The following is a 22,233-nucleotide window of genomic DNA, read 5'->3' on the forward strand; positions in this document are numbered from 1 at the left end:
GGGCCGCGCCGTGTGCGCGGCCCTTTGAACTTCATGTCTTACCTGAGGTGCTTGAGGGCAAGCATTTCCAATACCCGTAAGTCTGCTTCTGGACGAAAGAGGTCATACCTTATTTGCCGGTGATCAGCGTCGGTCATGTGATCGGTATGGATCGGTCCGGCTGATCAATTTGATCGGTGCGCGCAAGCCCAGAACGTCGCCTGTGATTCCCGCCGTCAAGAAGTGCCATACATTGAGGAAACTGAATTGAATGACGAAACAGAATGCACCCCACGCGCTGGCGGGTTCCTTTGGTGCTTATCGGTGATATTTCTAATTTCGGCACAATCCTTTCGGTGTGATTCGAGATGACGCTTCGCCTCCTCGCTTTCTTCAGCGCCATGGCGATGGCAATCGGCCTCTCCGGCGAAGCCAGAGCCGCAGCGCCTTTGCAGAACGTTGTGCGTCTCACTGCGCCCATCGATTCCTGGGACGAGGCGATCCCCTTGGGCAACGGACTGACCGGCGGCCTCCTTTGGGGCTCCGGTTCCACGCTGCGCCTGTCGCTAGATCGAGGTGATCTGTGGGACGAACGGCCGGCAAAGGCCTACGACCCGAAGCAGTTCAACTATGCGACGATCCTCAAGCTGAAAGCGGAGAGTAACTACGCCGAGATCAACAGGATTCTCGATGCGCCCTGGCTTGAGCCGTTCCCGACCAAACTCCCGGTCGGCCGCATCGAGTTCGACCTTGATCCGGCGATCAAGCTCTCTGCGTTCTCGCTCAATCTTGCCGCTGCCGAGGCCCGCGCCGACTCCGCTACCGGCGTTGCCGCGACGGCGTTCTTTCACGCCAACCGTCCGGTCGCGATGCTCCGGTTTCCCGAGGGTGTTAAAGACATTCGGCTCATGTCCACCGGCGATGTCTCGCGCGCGAGTGCCGGTGTCGCAGAGGAATCCTCTTCGGGTGGCGGCACCGCCAGGCTCGGCTACCCGGAAGCGCTCAAGGGTAGGGACGCAGACGCGCGCTGGTATGTCCAGCAAGCCGCGGACAAACTCAAATACTGCGTGTACGTGCAGAGGAAGGACACGTCCGATGGGGCAGTCTTTGCGGTGGCCATCACCAGCACGCAAGATGGTGCCGACCCGCTCGCCATCGCGCGGCAGCGCGCCAAGGTGGCACTCGCCGAAGGCTATGACAACGGACTCAAATCGCACCAACGCAGCTGGCAGAATTTCTGGTCGCGGTCGCGCGTAACCATCCCCGACGCCGATATCCAGCGTCAATACGACATCGCGCAATACTTCTATGGCGCAGCATCGCGGCGCGGCGCGCCGCCGATGCCGCTGCAGGGCGTATGGACCGCAGACAACGGCCAGCTCCCGCCATGGAAGGGCGATTACCACAACGATCTGAATACGCAGATGACCTACATCGCGTACCAGACCGCGGGGCATTTCGATGAGGGCGCCGCCTATCTTGATTTCCTCTGGAAGCTGCGACCGAAATTCCGCAAGTTCGCACACGATTTTTTTGGCACCGATGGCGCAAACCCACCCGGGGTCATGACCCTCGCAGGCAACCCGCTCGGCGGCTGGGGCCAGTACTCGACGTCGCCGACGATGGGCGCCTGGAGCGCGCATCTGTTTTACCTGCATTGGCGCTACACCGGCGATGCCAGGTTCCTCGCCGAACGCGCCTATCCGTGGAGCAAGGACATCGGCATCTCCCTCAGGCAACTGCTCAAGCCCGATGCGTCCGGCCGGCTCGTGCTGCCGCTCTCGACCTCACCGGAAATTTTCGACGACAGCCCCAAGTCCTGGCTCACGCCGAACAGCAACTTCGACCTGATGACTCTGCGCATGCTTTTTCTCGCCTTACGCGAGATGGCGGCGGCGCAGAACCTCACGGCGGAGGCCGCCGACTGGGCGGCGCTCGCCGCCAGACTCGGCGACTACCACGCAGCAGATGACGGGCGTCTGCTGCTCGACGCGGTGACTGCATTGCCGTCGTCGCACCGGCATCTGTCGAATCTGATCGGACTGTATCCGTTCAACCTGATCACGGTCGAAGGCTCGGATGAGGATCGTCGCCGCATCAAGGCTTCGCTCGCCGAGTGGGACAAACTCGGCACCCGCGCCTGGGTCGGCTACAGCTTCACTTGGATGTCCTGCTTGCGCGCGCGCATTGGCGATGCCGAAGACGCGCTGAAGTATCTGAAAATCTTTGTCGAGGCTTTCATTTCGCGCAACGGATTCCATCTCAACGGCGACCAGACGAAACGAGGCTATGCCGAGTCCCACTACCGACCGTTCACGCTCGAGGGAAACTTCCTTGCCGCGCAGGCGGTGCACGAGATGCTGCTGCAAAGCTGGAGCCCCACGCCCGGTGTGCGCGACACGAGCGTGATCCGCATCTTCCCGGCCACGCCATCTGAGTGGGCTGACGCCTCGTTCGAGGATCTGCGCGCGGAGGGCGGCGTCTCGGTCTCCGCGGTGCGCGCGGGTGGCAAGACGGTATCCTTCCGACTGACCGCGCATCACGACGGCATCGTCCGCATCCGCGACAATTTCAACGGACGTGCGCCGCTGTGGTCCATGGACGGTGTGCGCAAGGTCGGCGCCAACTACGAGTTCGACGCCAAAGCCGGGCAGACGCTCGCGGCGTCGTTCGAAAAATAACACCCACGAATCGAATTACTTGGTCGCGTGTGCAGCGCAGCGAAGGTGCCGTGCAGGTCAGGCTCGCGAGCCGGGCTTTTACTTGTGCACGCGCACCAGCAACACGTCGTGGGTCTGAAGCGTGAGCGGTCGACGAGCATCGAGTGTCACTGTCTTGCCGGTCCACAGATCCTTGCCGGTCTGCGGGCCCTGCAATCCGAACGCGGCCGGGTCGAGATAGAGCGGCCGTTCGGCGGTGCGCTCCTCGCCCAGATTGAAGACCGCCACCGCCAGGTCGCCGTTTGCCAGGTGCCTGGTCCATACCTCGATCGCGCCGTCGACATGGACGCGCTGACCCTGCTGTCCCAGTGGGTCCTGGTCAATGGCGATGACGTCGCGGTTGGTAAGCACGGTGCGCACGTCGGCCGTCATGTGGGCGATGTCGTTGCCTGCCAGCAGCGGTGCGGCCATGATCGCCCATAGGCTGAAATGCGCGCGGTTCTCCGGCGCGGAAAGAGCGATCTTGTCGATGGTGACGCCGACCTCGAGGATGTCCGGATCGTTCCAGTGGCCCGGTCCGGCGTAGCGGGCGAGCCCCGCCTGCACGCTCGCGTTGTAGTAGATGTCGTTCCAGTATAGGCCGCGCAGACCCACATCCGGCCCGGTACGCCAAAGGTTGCCGCCAACGGCCTCGGATGCACCCCATTCCCACACTGCGCCCATGCCGTATTGGCATAGCGAGTAAACCATCGGTCGACCGCTGGCGTCGATCGCGCGCCGCATCTTCACGTAGGCATCGATCATCAGGCGTGTCTGCGCGGCAGCATCGTTGGGATGGCGCTTCTTCATCGAGTCGTCGATGAAGCTACACAGGTCGTACTTGACGAGGTCGACCCCCCAAGTGGCATAGGTCTTGGCATCCTGCTCCTCGTGCCCGAGTGAACCAGGGTAGCCCGCGCAGGTCTTGCCGCCCGGCGAGGTATAGATGCCCAGCTTCAGTCCCTTGGCGTGGACGTAGTCGGCCAGCGCCTTCATGTCATGAAAGCGCTCGTTCGGTTGCAGTATGCCGCTGGCGTCGCGCTTGCCCTGCCAGCCGTCATCCATATTCAGATAGATGTAGCCAGCGTCGCGCATGCCGCTTGCGACCATCGTGTCGGCGGCGTCGCGGATGTTCTGCTCGGTCACCTTGGCGCCAAACTGGTACCAGCCGTTCCAGCCCATCGGCGGCGTCGCCGCCAGCGTCGAGGGTGCGGCGGCGTGTGCATAGGCGGCAAGCAGTACCGATGTCGCAACGAACACGTAAAGGCAGTGAATTCTGTCTTTTGCCGTCATGCGAGTTTCCTTCACCTAATATCTTCTGCCACAACTGGCTGAAAGCTCGCCGTTGGTTTATCCGGGCGCCTTGATTCCTGAGCACATTGCGTCAGTGTCAATTTGACAGATCATCCGAATGCATACAATATCAGATACACATTCTGATCTTTTAATTTATATTATATGACAATTTCACGACGCGAAATGATTGGCGGGGCGGCAGGAGCGCTGGGCGGCTTGGCGTTGAGCAGTGCTGCACGCGCGACGGACGCGGCGAAAGATGCGCCCGCGGCGCAGTTTCCGGCGCAGGTGGCCACGGATAGAGGCCCGAGCACCGAAAGGAGAACGGTCGGCGCCTACGATATGCGCGAGGATCTGAAGCCGCGGCGCCTGACGATGGCGATGTGGGACACGATTCATCTGCTGCGCCATGGGCCCGGCGGCTCCATGGCCGATTACGATCGCGTGCTCGACGAGACCGTCGAGCGCGGCTACAACACGGTGCGCCTCGATGCGATGCCGCAGTGGATCGACCTGCGCAAGCCGCAGCGGGTGCTGGAGTTTGCCGACCCGAAATTGCCCTATATGCCCTGGGGGTGGAATACGGCCGTGAAGGGTCCGGTCGGTCAATGGGAAATCGACTTCATCGAGAAACTGCATCGACGCCCGTCGCTGCACTATACGCTGAGCGCCTGGTGGTTCATGCCGGACGGCCCGACTTTTCATGGCGTGCCGCCGGTGTTGCGCAGACCCGCGAACATGATGGAAGGCGCCGAAATGTGGGCGCCGCAACTGGCGGAATGGAAACGACGCTTCGGATTCGATCGTCTCCTCTATATCGACATCGCCAATGAGACGCCCCACTTCTTCCCGGACCTGCTTGACCGGATGAAGAAGGCGACCGGTGCAGGATACGAGGACCTGCCGAAGTTTTCGCCGGCGCAAATCGCCTTCCTGGCCGATGAAATCAACAAGCCGCTGGCGTTTTTGCGGCGCGAATTTCCCGAGCTGAGATTCACGACGTCGATCCACGACGATTTGCGCTGGCTCGACGTGCCGTTGGAACTGGATTGCGTGGACGCGCACTTCTTTGCCGACGCCGATCCGCGCTGGACCGAGCGCACGCGTTTCAACGATCTGATCAAGGACGGATTGTTCAAGACCGACAAATGGTTCGCCGAGCTCTCGGATCGCGCGGTGAAGACCGCGGCGGCGATCGCGCCGATGCTGCACGCGCGGCAGCGCTTCAAGATGGAAGAGTTCGCCAACTGGAGTACTCGCCGCGGCGCACCGTTGACCTGCACCGAGGGCTGGGCGTCGTGGTACTACACCGACCATCCGAAACTGGACTGGGGCTGGCTGCTGGAATGGGCCAAGTGGTCGTGCGACGACGCGATCGCTTGCGGTTTCTGGGGCTGGACCACGCACAACTATGCGCAGCCGCACTTCGAGAACTGGAAAGACGTGAAGTGGCATCGGACACTGAACGAACGGTTCTTGGGCAGCTGAAGGCCAAGCCATGAAACTCGGCTTTGGCCTCTACCGACACATGCTTGACGAGGCGCACTACGACTTTGCGCGTCAGTGCGGCGCCACGCACCTCGTCGTTCACCTCGTCGACTACTTCAACCAGAGCGAGCAAAAGACCAGCGACCAGCCGATCGGCGGGCTCAACGGCTGGGGCGTCGCTGGCGATCCGGACAAGATCTGGGAAGTTGCTGATCTCCAGCGTCTGAAGGCGCAAATCGAAGCCAAGGGTCTGGTCTGGTATGCGATCGAGAACTTCGATCCCGCGCACTGGCACGACATCCTGCTCGATGGGCCCAAGCGCGCGAAACAGATCGAGCAGGTGAAGCAGATGATCCGCAATGTCGGCGAGGCCGGCATCGCGATGATCGGCTACAACTTCTCGCTCGCCGGCGTGGCCGGCCGCGTGACCGGACGCGCGCGCGGCGGCGCCGAATGCGTGATCATGGATGGCATCGAGGAGGGCAGCACCGCGCCGATCCGCCAAGGCATGGTGTGGAACATGTGGCACGACCAGCCCGGCGAGGGCTTCCTGCCGGAAATCTCCAGCGAAGAACTCTGGCGCCGTCTTGAGCGCTTCCTCGAGGAAGTCGTGCCCGTCGCCGAGCAGGCCGGCGTGCGCCTCGCCGCGCACCCGGACGATCCGCCGCTCGAACGCGTGCGCGGCCAGCCGCGTCTCGTCAACCAGCCGTATCTCTACGACCGCCTGCTGGCCGCCAAGCCGAGCTATCACAACAGCATCGAGATGTGCCTCGGCACCATCCAGGAGATGACCGAGGGCGATGCGTATGAGGCTGCCAAGAAGTATTCGCGATTCGGCGACAAGGGCCTGAACATGGCGCCCTATATCCATCTGCGCAATGTCGTCGGCAAGGTTCCGCATTACCGCGAGACCTTCATCGACGAAGGCGACATCGACGTGCTGCGCGTGATGCGCGTCCTCAAGGAAAACAATTACGACGGTGTCATCATCCCGGACCATGCGCCGCAGATGGCTTGCGAAGCGCCCTGGTACGCGGGCATGGCTTTCGCCATGGGCTACCTCAGAGCCGCGATGCAGGCGGCGTGATGCTTCCGACCCGTCTCTTCATCGGTTCCGTCAACGCGCCTAACCCATTTTTCCGCGCCGAAGGCGAGGGCGTCAGCGTTTGCGAACTCGACGAGGCGACAGGCACGTTCGCGCGCGTCAGCGCGCATCCTCACGTCGAAAATGCGATGTGGATGATGCGGACCGGCGACACGTTCCTTGTCGCCAGCGAGCGCCACACCGGCGGCGGTGAAATCCGCGTGTTCGATGCCGCGTTCCAACGCATCGGCGATCCGCGCCAAACGCCCGGCAGCGCGATCTGCCACCTGGCGCTGTCGCCCGGCGGCGAGACAGTCTATGCCGTGAGCTACCTCGGCGGCGTCACCGCCCACGTTCTCGGCGCAGACGGTTCCATTGCGGCGGCGCACCGCGAGATCACCTATGCATGTTCCGGCCCCAATCGCGAACGGCAGGAGGCCTCGCATCCGCACCAGGCGGTCGTGGCGCCGGACGGCGGACATCTGTTTGTCTGCGATCTCGGTTGCGACAAGGTTTGGGTGCATTCTCTCGACGGCGGCACGCTCGGTCCCACCGCTGCGATCGACGCGCCCGCCGGTTCCGGCCCGCGCCACCTCGTGTTCCATCCGACGCTGCCGCGCTTCTACCTGCTCAGCGAACTCGACGGTGCCGTGCGCGTGTACGAGGGTCAAGGCGCCGATTGGAAACTCGTTGCTTCGCACACTGCACCTCCGCCGAATTTTTCCGGCACGCCCGGCGGTGCGGCTATTCGATTGCATCCTTCGGGTAGAACTCTCGCCGTCTCCGTGCGCGGCAGCGATACCCTCGCCGTGTTCGACATCGACGCGCGCGGCGACCTCGCTTCGGCTGCGAATTTTTCCAGCGGCGGAAAAACCCCGCGCGACTTCGACTTCACGCCCTCCGGCCGATGGCTCGTCGCACTCAACCAGGATTCCGACAACGCCGTCGCCTTTCGGTTCGACGCGGATACGGGTCTGCCCACTGGGCAGGCCGCCGCGCCCTTCGTCATCGGCTGTCCGGTTTGCGTCATTTTTTGAAACAAAGCCTCCGACATTTCCCATGAGCAAGAAAACCGAAAAGCCCTTCGTCATTCCGCAGCCCTCGGCCAAGGAGCGCGAGCTGTTCGCCCTGGTCAAGAACGAGCTCTACACGCCCGTCGTCGGCGATGTGCTCGATGCACTCGGCTACTACCACCAGTTCCTGCCGCAGCCGATCCAGCCGGCGCTGACCGAGATGAAGCTGGTCGGTCGCGCGATGCCGGTCGTGATGATCGATGTGCACGGCCCGCAGAAAAAACCCTTCGGCCTGCTCACCGAGGCACTCGACCAGCTCGATCCCGGCGAAATCTACCTCTGCTCCGGCGGCGACATGCGCTGTGCCTACTGGGGCGAACTGCTCACCGCCACCGCGCGCACGCGCGGTGCCGCCGGTGCGGTCGTCAACGGCTTCCATCGCGACACGCCGAAGATGCTCGAACAGAACTGGCCGGTCTTCAGCCGCGGCCGTTTCGCGCAGGATTCCTCGGTGCGCACGCAGGTGACCGATTTTCGTTGTGCCATCGAGATCGGCGGCGTCTGGATCGAACCTGGTGACCTCGTGTTCGGTGACCTCGACGGTGTCGTCGTCGTGCCGAAAAAGGTCCAGGGCGAAGTCATCGAAAAGTCGCTCGAAAAGGCGCGCAAGGAGAACGTCGTGCGCAAGGCCATCGAAGCCGGCATGAGTTCCACCGCCGCGCTCAAGAAGTACAAGGTGCTTTAAGTAACAACTTCCCTCTTTCTCACGCAATGGCATCGAATCCACGAAGCAGCTGTCCTCCAACGCACCGCTTTGGCCTTTGCGTGAGTTTTTTCTTCAATCGACTGCGCTCATCTCATGTCCATCGATCTTTCCGACAAAACCATCCTGCTGACGGGCGGTCTCGGCGCCATCGCCGAGTTCATCCTGAAGGCCCTCGACAAGGCCGGTGCGACGCTGGTCATTACCGACCGCATAGCGGAGGCCGAGGCGCGAAAGATGTTGGCGCAATGGGGCGTGCGCGCAGATTACTTCGAGCTCGATGTCACCGACCCGGTCGCCGTGACGCGGGTGACGGACGCGGCGTTCGCCAAACACCCCGGCATCAATGTCGCCTTGGGGCATGCGGGTGGCACCGGCGTGTTTCCGTTCGAGACCTGCACGCAGGAGAATTTCGACGCCATCGTGAAGTTCAACTTCACGGCACAGACCTACCTCGCGCGCGCCGTGCTCGCGCAGTGGCGCGAGCGCGAATGCGCCGGACACCTGATCTTCACTTCCTCGTTCGTCTCTCAGATCCCGATGGAAGGTATTAGCGCCTATGTCGCATCAAAGGCTGCGCTCGAGATGTTCGCTAGAAACCTCGCGCTCGAATACGCGAAGCACCAGATCCGCGTGAACTGCGTGAGCCCCGGCAATGTTGCGGCGGGCAGTTCCAAGCTCATCTACGACAACGACCCTGTATACCGAGCCTGGGTGGACCGCGTCTCGCCGCTCGGCAAACGCAACTCACCCGAGTCGATCGCCAACGCGTTCCTCTATCTCTGTTCGCATCTCGCCGACGAGGTGGACGGATTTACGCTGCGCGTGGACGCCGGCGCCGGCCTGCCGAAACTTGGATGAGCCGAACCGCCGTTAGACTGTTCCACGGACAAAGCCGCATTCTGATTTGAAATCTTGTTGGTGGATGAATATCCCTGTGAGAAAAAATTCGGCAAAGCAAACGGATCGCGAACGGGATCTTGGTGTTGAATTCAAGAAGCATCCCGTGGTGGCCGCCCTGGTGCTTGCGCTACTGCTGGCAACGAAAGCTGTTTACGCACAATCAGAGGCCATCCCCTCTTTGGCAGAGTTGGGAGGCCAATGGCAGAGCGCGCCGAGTCTTCGTTCTCTGCCGGCGTTGAACAACACGCGCGGTGCGGCGCAGGTGGCCTCCGACCTCGTGTCGATCGAGAACGTTAGTTTCCCGCCGATCACGATGGCCGGCGAAACTGGTGGCATGTCCATCAATGGCCGTCGGCCCGCGCTCCAGGAAACGCGCTGGTTTCCTTATCAGGTTTTGCGCAGAGGGGCAGCCGAAGGCATTGCCATCGAGAGCTCTACGCGCATGCCTTACTCCGAAAATGGGTTTCTGTTTCACCTGGTTTTCTCGAATCAAGGACCCTCGGTTCAGACCTTCGAACTGAAAATCAATTTGTCGGCAAGCACATCGCTGCATCGCAACTGGGGTTGGGAAGTCCCACGCGACGGCAATCGATTTGCGGCGGCGGTGTCCGAGGGCGGCAGCGGCCTGGTGCTGCGCGATGTGAGCGGCGGACTGGCCAACTGCTTCTTCTTTGCGCGCAAGCCGGACAAGCTTTTCGCTCAAGATGGCTCCGGGACGGCGATTTGGCGGATCATGCTGAAGCCGCGGTCCTCGATGAGCATCGATTACGCGCTCGCTCTGGGTGCGAAGGAAGCTGATGTCCGCGCTCTCGCAGGGAAGTGGGTCCGCAGATTTTCATCGGCTTTTGAGCAGGTCGAGCACGACTGGCAGGAGCGGTTTGAGGCGATGTTCACGCCGAACAACCGCTATTTCTCAGGTCATCTGCCGCGCCTGGTCACCCGTGACGAAAAGCTGCGCCGGGTTTATTACGTGAGCGTGGCTTCGCTTTTGGCCACGTATCGCACAAGCTTTCCGCTTGCTCCGCGCGTCTACGTCAGCAACGCTCCCCATTACAACAACATCATGGTGTACTTCTGGGATACACGCGAATGGGCAACTGTGCTGGCGTTGCTCGATCCCGCCATGCTCAAGGAATATCTTCGTCAGTGGCTGACCAAGGATATTCATCGTGGTTACGCCGAAGAATTCCTCACCGGTTCTCTGCAAGGCCCTTGGTATAGCGCGAACGATTTCTCCGTCTTTCTGCAGATCGATACCTATCTGAACGTGACCGGAGACCACGCCTTCCTCGCGGAGAAGATAAACGGCAAAACCGTCCTCGAGCACATGGACGCACTCGCGACTTATTGGAAAACCCTGGTCAGGCCCGGACGCACACTCGCGGACTATGGCGAAGCTCCGAATTTGCTCGAGTGCGTTCCGACCTATATCCACGAGGTGCCCTCGTTCAACGCGGCGAACGTCTGGATGATGCGGCGCCTTGCTGCCATCTATGCCGCCGAAGGAAATTCCGGGCGCGCCGAGGAGCTGCGCAGCGAGGCCAAGACTTTGCTCGCTGCAGTGTTGAATCTCTACGAACCCGGACAAGGCGTCTTTGATTCCCTGCATCGCGATGGCACGCGAGTACAGATGCGCCATGTCTTTGATTACACAACCGTCGGATTGACCATCACTAGCGATCTTTCCGAACAAACACGCCGCGAAATGACCGGCTTTGTCGAGCGGGAACTCTTGACCGACCATTGGATGCGCGCGCAATCGTTGACGGATCCGGCGGCTGCCAATTCCGATCGCCCCGATCATGGTCCGATGGGCGCCTTCTCCGCGTGGCCTGCCGAAACGATCGCCGTGATGAGCGAGTTCGGACAGTACGGCAAGGCGCTCGACTTTCTGCATCGATGCGCGGAGGTGACTTCGGAAGGGCCGTTTTCTCAATCCCGCGAGTTGCTCGGCAAGACCTCGGATGCGCCGACAAGGATCGCCAGCCGAGGAGATCAGGATTACTACGTCAGCTCGGGCGCCTCGTTTGCGGAAACGATCATTCGCGAGTTCTTTGGATACCAGCCCGACTGGGTGACACATACAACAGTGGCAAACCGCGAGCCACGGGGATTCGAGGGGCAACTGCTTAACGTCTCTCAAGTGGGACGCAAGCTGACTATCAATAGCACTCCTCGGGGCCTCAACGTGGAAGAGCGCTAGTTCTATGGCGAGCGATCGATGTCGACCCGACCCAATTCGCCCTCTACGCGCTTTTTTGGCTATCATTGTGGTAACGCTAACATTAATTGGCTCGACGCGAGCCACGGAAATTGGCCGCACCGTTTTTACCGTCGTCGATGAGTAGGTATTCGTCGATTTGCAAACACCGTTGCCACTGAGAGAAGCACATGCACGAGCCATCACGCAGACAATTTCTCATCCGTTCGGCCGCGCTCGGGGCGGCATTCGCCACTGCGGGGATGTCACGTCAGCTGATGGCCAATCCACTGGGCAAGCCGATCGGCATTCAACTTTGGACGGTCAACGATGCCCTTCAGCGCGATCCCGCGGCTACGTTGAACAAGCTCGCCAAGATCGGCTTCAAGGAGGTGGAGCCCGCAGTCTTTGCTGGCCTTGCACCGCAGCAGTTCCGCCGCCTGCTCGACGATGCAGGACTGCGCTGCCCAAGCACCCACGTGCAGTTCGACTTGGACCATCTCGACAAGGCGTTCGAGGATGCACACGTGCTGGGTGCCAGCTATGTCGTCGCGGGTTCGCTGATGGGGCTGGTCGTCGATGCGACAAAGACCAAACTCGAATGGCAACTGGGGATGAGCGCGGACGAGGCGAAGCGCACGGCGGAGGTCGCCAATCGCATCGGCGAAGCGGCGAAGCGCGCGGGCCTGCAGTTCGCGCTGCACAACCACGATCGTGAGTTCGTCGACTTAGGTAACGGTGAGGCCGGCTACGACATCGTCTTGCGTGAGACTGATGCGACGCTCGTGCAATTCGAAATCGATTGCGGCTGGATGATGTTCGCCGGGCGCAACCCGGTCGACTATTTCAAGAAGTATCCAGGCCGCATTCCGCTCATCCACGTCAAGGACTTCCAGCCGAAGCAGAACAAGGATGCCAAGCCGATGGCCGAGAAGATGCGCGGCGCAGAACTGGGCCGCGGTGTGGTCGACTACAAGCCGATCTTCGCTGCGGCGAAGGCCGCGGGGGTCAAGCACTATTTCAGCGAGCAGGAAGGACCGTTCTCGCGCATGAGTTCGCTCGAAGCCGCGCGGGTCAATTACGACTATCTGCATTCGCTCAACTAGGGGATCCGAGATGGATAAGAACACCTATGACGCGATCGTCGTCGGCACCGGCATAACCGGGGGCTGGGCGGCAAAAGAATTGACGGAGAAGGGGCTGAAAACCCTGGTTCTCGATCGCGGACGCATGGTGCGCCATGGCGAGTATCCGACCACTACGGCGGATCCTTGGCAGTTGCCTCACGGCAACCGCTCGACGACGCAGGATATCGAACGCCAGCCCAAGCAGGCGCGCACCTACGCGATCTCGCAGGAATCCAAACACTGGTTCGTCGACGATATCGACAATCCGTACGAAGAGGATTATCGCTTCGACTGGATTCGCGGCTACCACGTCGGTGGCCGTTCGATCATGTGGGGCCGGCAGAGCTATCGCTGGAGCGAGATGGATTTCGAGGGCAACGCGAAAGACGGCGTTGCCGTGGATTGGCCGATCCGCTACGCCGACATCGCGCCGTGGTACGACTATGTCGAGACCTTCATCGGGGTCAGCGGCCAAAACGAGGGGCTGGCGCAATTGCCCGATGGCAAGTTCCTGCCGCCGATGGAGCTCAACTGCGTCGAGCGCGAGTTCCAAGGCAAGCTCAAGAACAAGTTCGGCCGCGCGATGACGATCGGACGCGTGGCGCACATGACCGCTCCGCTCACTCACGACCAAAGCCCGCAGCGCAGCACCTGCCGTTACCGCAACCAGTGCATTCGCGGCTGTCCGTTCGGCGCCTACTTCAGCAGCAATTCGAGCACGCTGCCGTCGGCGCAGAAGACCGGCAACATGACCCTCGTGCCGAACGCGATCGTTTACGAACTGATCTACGATGCGAGAAAGGGCAGGGCCACTGGCGTGCGCGTGCTCGATGCGGAAACCGGTGTGCAGACGGATTACTTCGCGAAAGTGATTTTCCTGTGCGCATCGACGTTCGGCTCGACCCAGATCATGTTGAACTCGCTCTCGAGCCGGTTCCCGAACGGTTTCGGCAACGACAGCGGCGAGCTCGGCTGCAACATCATGGACCATTATCTCGGCTCCGGTGCGAGCGCCATGGTCGAGGGCTTCGACGATCACTACTATTTTGGGCGCCGTCCCAACGGGTTCTACATCCCGCGCTTTCGCAACGTCGGCAAAGACAAGCGCGACTACCTGCGCGGCTTCGGCTATCAGGGCGGCGCTTCGCGCGCCGGCTGGGACGAACTGCAGAACGCCTCGCAACTCGGCGAGGAATTGAAGAAGAAGGCGCAGGCGCCGGGGCCTTGGGTGATCGGCATGACCGGCTTCGGCGAAATCCTTCCGCATCACGACAATCGGGTCACGCTCGACCGCACCAAGAAGGACAAGTTCGGCCTGCCGATACTTCGGTTCGACGCGCGCCTGCGTGACAACGAACTGCGCATGCGCAAGGACATCGTCAACGATGCCGCCGAGATGCTCGAAGCGGCGGGATACCGCGATGTGCGCATCTTCGACCATGACTACGGCATTGGCCAAGGCATCCACGAGATGGGCACCGCGCGCATGGGGCGCGACCCGAAGACGTCGGTGCTCAACGCCTGGAACCAGGTGCATGCGTGCAAGAACGTCTACGTCACCGACGGCTCGTGCATGACCTCATCCGCCTGCCAAAACCCTTCGTTGACCTACATGGCGCTGACCGCGCGTGCGGCCAACCACGCTGTCGAAGAACTCAAGCGCAACAATATCTGAGGACGAACCATGGATCGTCGCGAAGCAATACAGCGGGTGGCATTGTTGATGGGCGGTGCGATTTCCGCACCGGCCATGTTCGGCGCGCTCAGGGGTTATGCCGAGGAACCGAGTGCGGATTGGAAGCCATCCGTGCTCAGCAAAGGCGAACTGGCTTTGGTTTCCCGCGTCGCCGACATCATGATTCCGCGCACCGACACGCCGGGGGCGCTCGACGTCGGTGTCCCCGCCTTCATCGATACGATGCTGGAAGACGTCTATTCGAAGGAGGCTCAGGAGTTCTACCGGAGCGGGCTACGCGACTTCGATGCCGCGGCGAGGAAGGCGCATGGCAACTCGTTCCTCAAGCTGGATGCCCGGCAGCAGAAGGCGCTGGTGCAGAAGTTTCAGGATGCCGCGATCGCCGATGAACGCGCGGCAAGCGCCGAGCAGCAGAAGAAGCTCGTGCAGGAAGTTCGTGGCGCCGCGATGCTTGCGCAGCGCACCAAGCCGACAGTGTGGGCGCATCCGCGTCCTTTCATCCTGACGACGAAAGAGCTGACCTTGCTCGGCTTCTTCACCTCGCGCCTCGGCGCGACGCAAGTGCTGCAATACGTGGCGATCCCGGGTGCGTATCACGGTTGCCTGCCAGTGAACCAGGCGGGCAACGGCAAGCGATGGGCAACTAATTAATCCTTCGTCGCTGCGTTCGTGCCTTGAACGAATTGCCAGGCACTATCCGTCGAGCAACATTTTGACGTGTGCCAATGAGGCAGGCTGTGCTGCGAGCGCGGCGCGGCAGTCTTGTCGCAGTTGTTCGCGTTGCAATTCATCCAGGTATTCGAGCGGTGATTTGCCATCGACGCGCGCGAGAGCCAATGCGGGCAGCAGGGTTGCCGCGCGGGCTTCGAGATCGTCGCGCGATTCCCAATCGACTTGTCGCAGGTAACATTCCGCCAGCCGGTCGAAACTCGCCCCCAATGCCTCCTTGGCTCCGCGGACCACGCGACGTTTGATCAAAAGGTGATTGAGGCAGAAGGCCAGATCGAACGCCGGGTCGCCGAACCATGCGCATTCCGCGTCGAGAAGCACGGGACCGTCTGGCCCGAGCAGAATGTTTTTCGGACTCACGTCGCCGTGGACCAATGCCAAACGAGTTGTGGCGGTTCGTTTGGCCAGAGCGGTCAACACATCCGCGAAATCGACGTGCTTCTTTGCGATCGTCAGCAGGTAAGGATCAATCCTCAGCTGATGAAACAGATCATCAGTCGCGAATCGGTCAGCCAGTGTCGCATCACGTGCCGACGCCGCATGAATGCCGCCGAGCAGCTCGCCTACGGCGGCTGCGGCTGCGACATCGACGCGCCCGGCTAGCAACTCGCTCTTCCAGAGCGGGTAACGTTCCGGCGGCAACCAGGCCATCGCGAAGAGGCCGCGCGCCGTATCGTGAGCAATGGGCCGAGGGACATGGCCCGGTGCGATCGCATCGACCACTTGCAAATAGTCCCATTCGTACGCATTGCGGCCGACGGGGACGAGCCATTCCGATTCCACTTTGAGCTGGGGCAAGGCGCGCTTGACGCAGAAAGCCCTATCTTTCGTCTCGATTCGCCAGATATCCGAAGACACACCGCCGGCGAGCGGCAACCATCGCGTTTCGCCGGCATTTTGAATCAAGCCGGTCTCGACGACGAACGCCTCCAGCTCGCGGTCAGGAGCGTTCACAGCGGCGCGATCATGGAAGCGCCCGACCAGGCAAGACCTTCCTCTTCGAGTCGAAGGAGTTGGTTGTATTTCGCCAGGCGCTCGGAGCTGCGGACCGAACCGATCTTGATCTGACCACCGGCCACGCCGACGGCGAAGTCGGCGAGGAAGGCGTCCTCCGTTTCTCCCGAGCGGGCGGAAATGACCGTGGCATATCTTGCGCGCCGAGCCGTGTCGATCGCCGCGAGCGCACCGGAGAAAAGGCCGTTTTGATTGACCTTGATGAGCACGGCGTTGGCGATCCCTTCTTCGATGGCGCGGTTGATCCGCGATGGCTGCGTTGCGAACAAGTCGTCGCCGACCAACTGTCTCGAGTCGAGCGCCTGAGTCATCGCGGGCCAGTGGTCCCAGTCATCCTCGCCCAATCCGTCTTCGATCGACACGATCGGATAGGCCTGCACCCACTGGCGTTGAAGCTCGATCATCTCCTTGGCGTTGTAAGTCTGTCCCAAGCGATCAAATCGATATTGCCCTGAGTTGTCCTGCAGCGACGACGCGGCGACATCGAGCGCAATCGCGACTTGTTCGCCAGCGGCCAGACCGGCGCGTTCGAACGCCGCCACCATCAGATCGAGCGCTTGTTCCGATCGTGCGAAACCCGGAGAAAGCCCGCCCTCGTCGGCGAGCAGCGTAGTGAGGCCTTGCTCGGCGCACAGCTCGGCAGCCGCACTTCTTACCCGACAGATCCAAGCCAGCGCCTCGGAGTAGGAGCGAGCGCCCACCGGAATCATCAGGAAATCCTGTACGTCCATGCCTCGTCCGGCGTGCAGACCGCCGGACAAGATGTTGACCATCGGCAGCGGCAGGGTCGGCGTCGTGCCGGCCAGTTCGGCGATCCTGCGGTAAAGGGGTAGCCCTGACACCGTTGCTGCGGCGCGCACGGCAGCGAGGCTGACGGCGAGCGTGGCGTTCGCGCCGAGACGGGCCAGATTCGGCGTTCCGTCGGCGTCGCGAAGCTTCTCGTCGAGGCCCGCTTGGTCGAGCACATCGTGGCCGTCGAGTAGACGGGCAATTTCGCCTGTGACATTGGATACAGCGCGCGATACACCAAGGCCATTCCAAGCCTCGCCGCCATCACGCAGTTCCACCGCTTCGGCCTTGCCTTTGGACGCGCCGGAAGGGACGGAGGCACGTGCAGTCTGGCCACCGGCAAGGGTGATTTCCGCTTCGACCGTCGGGCGGCTTCGAGAATCAAGAATCTGACGGGCGTGGATACGGCGAATTCGACTTGCGCTCACGAATGGTCCTGCTGGTATTGATGTGCGTTGGCCCGGCCCTGCGGGTCAGGGATGATCTTTCAAGTTGAACAGTTCACTCATTGCCACCCAATCCTCGGATGGCGATTGCGGAGCAATCGAGCCGAATGCGATCGGTTTCTGGTAGACACTCATTTTGTCCACCCACGCCTTCATGCAGGCGTTGTCTCCGGCCTTGGCGAAATCAGCCGCGCTAATCTCGTCACTCAAGTCCAGGATCATGAACAGGCGATTGCCTGCGCGATATATCTGCAAATCCTCCACGCCGTGATCGCAGAAGAACGCGACGATTTCCGCCGGTGTTTTTCCGGGGCGATGCCACTCTTCATAGGCTTCAATCGCCTGCTGGTGATCAACGAGATCCAGCGCGAAGCAATGTCGGTGCGTCACGATGCTTCCCTCAAAGCCCCATGGCGCGATGCATTGCCGAATTCAGATGCGCCAACATTTCCGACGTGGCCAGTTCAACGTTGCGGTCGCGACACGCCTCAAGAATCTTGACGTGTTCTTTGAGCGTCCGGTTGATCAACGGCGTTGTTTCGCGACGATCCATAAGGATCAGCGAGGTGTAGTTCTGCAGACGCTTGGTGGTCGATTCGATAAGCGGATTGGCGAGACTCCCTATCAGGCCGCCGTGCAACCGGTGTTCGAGCTCATGCAGCCTCGGTAGCGGGTCGAAGCCGTTCCCCTCCATTTCTTCGATGAATTCATGGTGGTCGGCCAGCAGCACCTCGATCTCCTCGATCGACGTCCTCTCGGCGTAACGGTGGACCGCCTCGCACTCGATGATCATGCGGAACTGATAGGTGCTCCGGATCAGGTCCATGTCGGCTTTGATGAACTCGATGCCGGCTCGCGGATGAATCTTCACCAAGCCTTCGACTTCGAGCACACGCAGAGCATCGCGCAGGGGCTGGATGGGCACGCCCAGAAGCTCGACGAGCTCACCCTGTGACATATACGCCCCGGCGGCGATGCGCCGTTGAAACAGGCCATCCATGATGAGTTGGCAGGCGGTTTTGCTCAGGCGGGTCGCGCTTCCAGGGGCAGGTTGCCCTTTTTTGGGTGCGGAGACGGAACGCCGTGCTTGCTTAGTTACTTTTTTTATCATATCTATTATCATATCTGATATTTCACATTGTCGCTAGATGGGTCGCCTTATGCCAATCGCTGGCCTCAGAACCATCCGTTTCCAGAGAGCCCCCTAGCATGGAAATCACTTTCGCCGGTGACCGAAATACCACTCACACGGGCGGCACGAGCCGCATGCTTGTTGCGGGAGCATTTGTTGCGGCACTGGGATCGTTGCTGTTCGGTTTCGATACCGCTGTCATCTCAGGCACAACGGAATCGCTGCGGCAGGTTTTCGCGCTTACGGACAATCTGCTTGGATTGACAGTTTCCAGTGCCCTGATCGGCACCCTGTTCGGCGCATTTCTGGTGGGCCGTCCTGCGGATTGGTGGGGGCGCAAGCCGGTACTGGCGGGGCTGGCGTTTGTCTTCGTCGTGGCGTCGTTGGGCTGCGCGATGGCGTGGAATTGGTACGCGCTGCTGGCATTCCGCTGGCTCGGTGGGGTGGCCGTCGGCGGAGCGTCTGTGGTTTCCCCGCTGTACATCACCGAGATCGCTCCACCGAAGCGCCGTGGTGTGCTGGTCGCCATCAGCCAGCTCAACATCGTGCTTGGCATCCTGCTTGCCTATCTTTCCAATTACTTCGTGGCTTGGGCGTTGGGCGCGGACGCGACAAATGATTGGCGCTGGATGTTTGGGGTGATGGCAATTCCGTCAGTCGTGTTTCTCTGTACCGTGCTGGCTCTCCCCGAGAGCCCGCGCTGGCTCGTGCGGCAGCGCCGCATGGACGATGCGGAAAAGGCGCTGACACGGTTCGGACATGAGGACCCTGGCGCAGAGGTGCGCGAGATCGCCGAGTCCATGCATGCGGATATCGAGGGTCATCACGCAAGCCTCTTTCAACGCAAGTATCTCAGGCCATTGCTGTTCGCCTTTGCGATTGCGGCATTCAATCAACTGGACGGTATCAATGCGGTGATTTACTACACCGCGGATATTTTCCGCATGGCCGGAGCATCCAAGACAAGCGCACTGTCGCAATCTGTCATTCTGGGCTTCACCAATCTCGTGCTGACGCTCGTCGCGATGGCCGTGATCGATCGGATTGGCCGCAGGGCATTGTTGCTAGCGGGATCGGTCACCTTTGTTTTCTCGCACCTGCTGGCGGCGTGGGTGTTTTACTCGCATGCACATGGTTGGATTGTGATCTTGGCAATGATGGGCGTGGTCGGCTCCCACTCTTACTCGCAGGGCGCGGTGGTGTGGGTTTACATCAATGAAATTCTGCCGAACGCGATTCGTGCATCTGGCTCTGCGGTGGTCTGCTTCAGCCTGTGGGTAATTTGCGCTGCGGTGAGTTGGATGTTCCCGGTCCTCGTGGGCATATCCGCTTTCGCGCCATTCCTCTTCTTTGGCGCGATGATGGTGGCGCAATTCGTTTTTGTCTGGATTGCGTTGCCGGAAACCAAGGGGGTTTCCCTCGAGGAATTGCAGCGGCGCTTGGGCATCCAGGAATGACTTGGGCAATTCCACATTCGTCTTCGTAGGGCATTTTCTGGCTATTGCATTTGTTCGACGCGTCGTCGAAGTTGGGCAAAGGGCAAAGTCCTTAGGGGACGAAAGCTAAGAGTTTCGGAAATTCGATCTGGATGACCAGCGATGGATGGTGATACTAGGAGTGCGCGCGCAGCGCGATTGCCGAGCCGTCGGGACAGATTGGCAAGAGGCGAACTTGTCGACGTATCCCCTTTCGCGCGTGCCGCCGGTTTCCGCGTTCCGGTGGCGCTGACCCGCGATGCGTGGGCCGCCGGCATCGACATTAGCGGCGATCGGTCGCCGGTGGAACGCAGCGGTCAAGCCGTGAGGCAGCGTGCCGTTGAAATGCTCAGCCACGCCCTACAAGCGGTGCGTAGAGCCAGCGACAGCGATGCTGTGCAATTCAACCTATACAGACCGACCAGCAATTGCGAAGGGAAAGCAATTGGTCGGCTGGCAATCAGAGATCATTTTCTGGTTCGTTGCGAACCCGGCGACCTTGGTGAACCAGTGGTCACCATTTCCCTTGCGAACTCTCTCGAGTCAGAAGCAGCGACCGAACTCAAGCCGCAGCAGCTGTAGCCACGTGCAGCAGCTAGTCAAACTAGCTATGAGGAGAGCGATGATGGTGGCGAAGCTGGGCTGTCTTTACGAGATATCGCGATCTGCGAGATAGCCGCCATCCTTCTTGCCGCTGGTCAGCATGCGGCGGGGGTGGGCAGCAACGGCAAGGTATCGATCTACTGTGGCGCAAGCCGCCACCGACATCGTCGTCGACGTGCACGGCTGGTTACCGATTGGGTTGTAGGCTCGGGCGCGTGCCGCATTGCTGGCATAAGCCGGACAAAAAACTCACACCAACACCATGCGCACACCGCTGTCCATCAGCGCCTGTACGTATTCCGCATTTGCAATTTTTTCTGTTATCGCAACGTTCAATGCAGTAATGGGAGCAATGACGGACAGGCTGCGTTGGCCGAATTTGCTCGCATCGAACACACCGACGACCTTGCGCGAGACGCGGATCATCAGTGCGTTGAGCGAGGCTTCCTGTGGATCATGCGTGGTCACACCGATCCCAGGGATGATGCCGTCCACGCCGAGGAACAAGCGATCGGCCGAGAGCTGAGAAAGCGTGTGCTCGGCGCCGGGGCCGGCGAGCGAATGCGAGCTGGAGCGCAGCAGGCCACCAAGCATCATCACGCGGATCGATGGGACCGCGCTGAGCTCGAGCGCGATCTGCAGCCCGTTGGTGACGACGGTCAGTTCATTCCATTTGCGCTGGCGCAGCGCGCGGGCGATTTCGATCGTGGTCGAACCGGAGTCCAGGATGATCGTTTCGCCGTCCTCGACCAGCTTGGCCGCGGCATGGCCGATGCGCCGCTTCTGAGCATTGCGATGTGCTTCCTTGAAGCTCGGTGGCGCGTCGGCTGTGCCTGGCGGCATCGGTACTGCACCGCCATGCGAGCGCATGATCGCCGCATTGCGCGTGAGTGCCTCGAGGTCGGAACGTATCGTCACCGGCGAGATATGGAAGCGAGCCGCAAGTTCCTCGACCGTTGCACGACCTTGCCGCTGGACCAGTTCGACGATGAGTCGGCGGCGTTCTTCGACGAGCAGGCGGGGCGAGGGTGAGGTCATGCAGTGTCGTGATCTTGCGCAGGTTCGCTTCAGTTCTCTCAAAGTCCCATGGCGCGATGCATTGCCGAATTCAGATGCACCATCATTTCGGACGCGGCCAGTTCGACGTTGCGATCGCGGCAGGCCTCGAGAATGTTGACGTGCTCTTTGAGCGTACGGCTGATCAACGGCGCCGTTTCGCTACGATCCATGAGGATCAGCGACGTGTAGTTCTGCAGGCGCTTGGTGGTCGATTCAATGAGCGGATTGCCCAGGCTGCCGATCAGGCCGCCATGCAAACGCGACTCGAGCTTATGCAGCTTGGGTAGCGGGTCTTGACCGTTCCTCTCCATCTCTTCGATGAACTCATGGTGGTCGGCGAGCAATGCTTCGATCTCTTCGATCGGCGCCCTCTCGGCGTAGCGCCGGACCGCCTCGCACTCGATGATCATGCGGAACTGATAGGTGCTGCGGATCAGGTCCATGTCGGCCTTGATGAACTCGATGCCGGCGCGCGGGTGGATCTTCACTATCCCCTCGACCTCGAGGACGCGCAGAGCGTCGCGCAAAGGTTGGATCGGCACGCCCAAAAGCTCGACGAGCTCGTTCTGAGACATGTAGGCCCCGGCGGCGATGCGCCGGTGGAACAGGCCGTCCATGATGAGTTGATAGGCAGTTTTGCTCAGGCGTGTCGCGCCTTTCGCGGCAGGTTTCCCTTTTTTGGGTGCCGAGACGGAACGCCGGGCTTGCTTAGTTGCTTTTTTTATCATATCTATTATC

Annotated in this window: 19 protein-coding genes; 12 read left to right on the forward strand and 7 right to left on the reverse strand. The window is 60.9% G+C overall.

Annotated elements, in window-relative coordinates; genetic code table 11:
* The first annotated feature begins 347 nt into the window (after nucleotides 1–347).
* Entirely contained in the window at nucleotides 348–2,660 is a 2,313-nt protein-coding gene (locus F455_RS0107275) for a glycosyl hydrolase family 95 catalytic domain-containing protein (RefSeq protein ID WP_018972621.1), read from the forward strand.
* Nucleotides 2,661–2,738: 78 nt separating this feature from the next.
* Here the strand turns inward: F455_RS0107275 and F455_RS0107280 are convergent, their stop codons facing one another.
* Nucleotides 2,739–3,971, reverse strand: a complete 1,233-nt coding sequence (locus tag F455_RS0107280; RefSeq protein ID WP_051084131.1) for a glycoside hydrolase family 27 protein — start codon at nucleotides 3,969–3,971, stop codon at nucleotides 2,739–2,741.
* Nucleotides 3,972–4,190: 219 nt separating this feature from the next.
* On the opposite strand from F455_RS0107280, the gene F455_RS0107285 reads away from it, so the two are divergent.
* From F455_RS0107285 to F455_RS0107325, 9 genes are all read left to right on the forward strand, one after another.
* Entirely contained in the window at nucleotides 4,191–5,462 is a 1,272-nt protein-coding gene (locus F455_RS0107285) for a cellulase-like family protein (RefSeq protein ID WP_018972623.1), read from the forward strand.
* 10 nt (nucleotides 5,463–5,472) lie between these two features.
* Complete coding sequence (locus F455_RS0107290; RefSeq protein WP_026293159.1) at nucleotides 5,473–6,549, forward strand: mannonate dehydratase; 1,077 nt, start codon at nucleotides 5,473–5,475, stop codon at nucleotides 6,547–6,549.
* Complete coding sequence (locus F455_RS0107295) at nucleotides 6,549–7,583, forward strand: lactonase family protein (RefSeq protein WP_018972625.1); 1,035 nt, start codon at nucleotides 6,549–6,551, stop codon at nucleotides 7,581–7,583. The genes F455_RS0107290 and F455_RS0107295 overlap by 1 nt, the downstream gene beginning before the upstream one ends.
* Before the next feature lie 22 nt (nucleotides 7,584–7,605).
* Complete coding sequence (locus F455_RS0107300; RefSeq protein ID WP_018972626.1) at nucleotides 7,606–8,304, forward strand: RraA family protein; 699 nt, start codon at nucleotides 7,606–7,608, stop codon at nucleotides 8,302–8,304.
* Between the two features lie 114 nt (nucleotides 8,305–8,418).
* Complete coding sequence (locus tag F455_RS20045) at nucleotides 8,419–9,183, forward strand: SDR family NAD(P)-dependent oxidoreductase (RefSeq protein WP_018972627.1); 765 nt, start codon at nucleotides 8,419–8,421, stop codon at nucleotides 9,181–9,183.
* A gap of 76 nt (nucleotides 9,184–9,259) precedes the next feature.
* The gene (locus F455_RS0107310) at nucleotides 9,260–11,428 is read left to right on the forward strand and encodes a hypothetical protein (RefSeq protein ID WP_157578514.1); all 2,169 of its coding nucleotides are present in this window, start codon (nucleotides 9,260–9,262) and stop codon (nucleotides 11,426–11,428) included.
* A 275-nt stretch (nucleotides 11,429–11,703) separates the two neighbouring features.
* Nucleotides 11,704–12,531 carry a sugar phosphate isomerase/epimerase family protein gene (locus F455_RS0107315; protein ID WP_018972629.1) on the forward strand — a complete coding sequence of 276 codons (828 nt, stop codon included), beginning with the start codon at nucleotides 11,704–11,706 and terminating at the stop codon, nucleotides 12,529–12,531.
* A 10-nt stretch (nucleotides 12,532–12,541) separates the two neighbouring features.
* On the forward strand, nucleotides 12,542–14,227 hold the full coding sequence (locus F455_RS0107320; protein ID WP_018972630.1) for a GMC oxidoreductase: 1,686 nt from the start codon (nucleotides 12,542–12,544) through the stop codon (nucleotides 14,225–14,227).
* A gap of 75 nt (nucleotides 14,228–14,302) precedes the next feature.
* Nucleotides 14,303–14,899: a gluconate 2-dehydrogenase subunit 3 family protein gene (locus F455_RS0107325; protein WP_245539950.1), complete on the forward strand. Its 597-nt coding sequence runs from the start codon at nucleotides 14,303–14,305 to the stop codon at nucleotides 14,897–14,899.
* A 42-nt stretch (nucleotides 14,900–14,941) separates the two neighbouring features.
* On the opposite strand, the gene F455_RS0107330 is transcribed toward F455_RS0107325, so the two are convergent.
* The 4 genes from F455_RS0107330 to F455_RS0107345 are packed head-to-tail and all read right to left on the reverse strand — an operon-like array spanning nucleotide 14,942 to nucleotide 18,337.
* Nucleotides 14,942–15,931, reverse strand: a complete 990-nt coding sequence (locus tag F455_RS0107330; protein ID WP_018972632.1) for a phosphotransferase family protein — start codon at nucleotides 15,929–15,931, stop codon at nucleotides 14,942–14,944.
* Nucleotides 15,928–17,208: a phosphopyruvate hydratase gene (gene eno, locus F455_RS0107335; RefSeq protein ID WP_026293163.1), complete on the reverse strand. Its 1,281-nt coding sequence runs from the start codon at nucleotides 17,206–17,208 to the stop codon at nucleotides 15,928–15,930. The genes F455_RS0107330 and eno overlap by 4 nt, the downstream gene beginning before the upstream one ends.
* A 45-nt stretch (nucleotides 17,209–17,253) precedes the next feature.
* The gene (locus tag F455_RS0107340; protein WP_018972634.1) at nucleotides 17,254–17,616 is read right to left on the reverse strand and encodes an L-rhamnose mutarotase; all 363 of its coding nucleotides are present in this window, start codon (nucleotides 17,614–17,616) and stop codon (nucleotides 17,254–17,256) included.
* Between the two features lie 10 nt (nucleotides 17,617–17,626).
* Nucleotides 17,627–18,337 carry a GntR family transcriptional regulator gene (locus F455_RS0107345; RefSeq protein ID WP_033409459.1) on the reverse strand — a complete coding sequence of 237 codons (711 nt, stop codon included), beginning with the start codon at nucleotides 18,335–18,337 and terminating at the stop codon, nucleotides 17,627–17,629.
* A 98-nt stretch (nucleotides 18,338–18,435) separates the two neighbouring features.
* Here F455_RS0107345 and F455_RS0107350 point away from each other — a divergent pair, with 98 nt between their 5' ends.
* Nucleotides 18,436–19,815, forward strand: coding sequence for a sugar porter family MFS transporter (locus F455_RS0107350; protein ID WP_018972636.1), 1,380 nt, complete (start codon nucleotides 18,436–18,438; stop codon nucleotides 19,813–19,815).
* A 141-nt stretch (nucleotides 19,816–19,956) separates the two neighbouring features.
* Nucleotides 19,957–20,415, forward strand: a complete 459-nt coding sequence (locus F455_RS20050) for a DUF6573 family protein (protein ID WP_018972637.1) — start codon at nucleotides 19,957–19,959, stop codon at nucleotides 20,413–20,415.
* A gap of 270 nt (nucleotides 20,416–20,685) precedes the next feature.
* Here F455_RS20050 and F455_RS0107360 read toward each other — a convergent pair whose 3' ends face one another.
* Entirely contained in the window at nucleotides 20,686–21,474 is a 789-nt protein-coding gene (locus F455_RS0107360) for a DeoR/GlpR family DNA-binding transcription regulator (RefSeq protein WP_018972638.1), read from the reverse strand.
* A gap of 38 nt (nucleotides 21,475–21,512) precedes the next feature.
* Nucleotides 21,513–22,223 (reverse strand): GntR family transcriptional regulator, encoded by a 711-nt coding sequence (locus F455_RS0107365; RefSeq protein WP_033408940.1) that lies wholly within the window; start codon nucleotides 22,221–22,223, stop codon nucleotides 21,513–21,515.
* Nucleotides 22,224–22,233 lie beyond the last annotated feature (10 nt).

The sequence above is a fragment of the Rudaea cellulosilytica DSM 22992 genome, from assembly GCF_000378125.1.
In the GTDB taxonomy this organism is placed as follows: Bacteria; Pseudomonadota; Gammaproteobacteria; order Xanthomonadales; family Rhodanobacteraceae; genus Rudaea; species Rudaea cellulosilytica.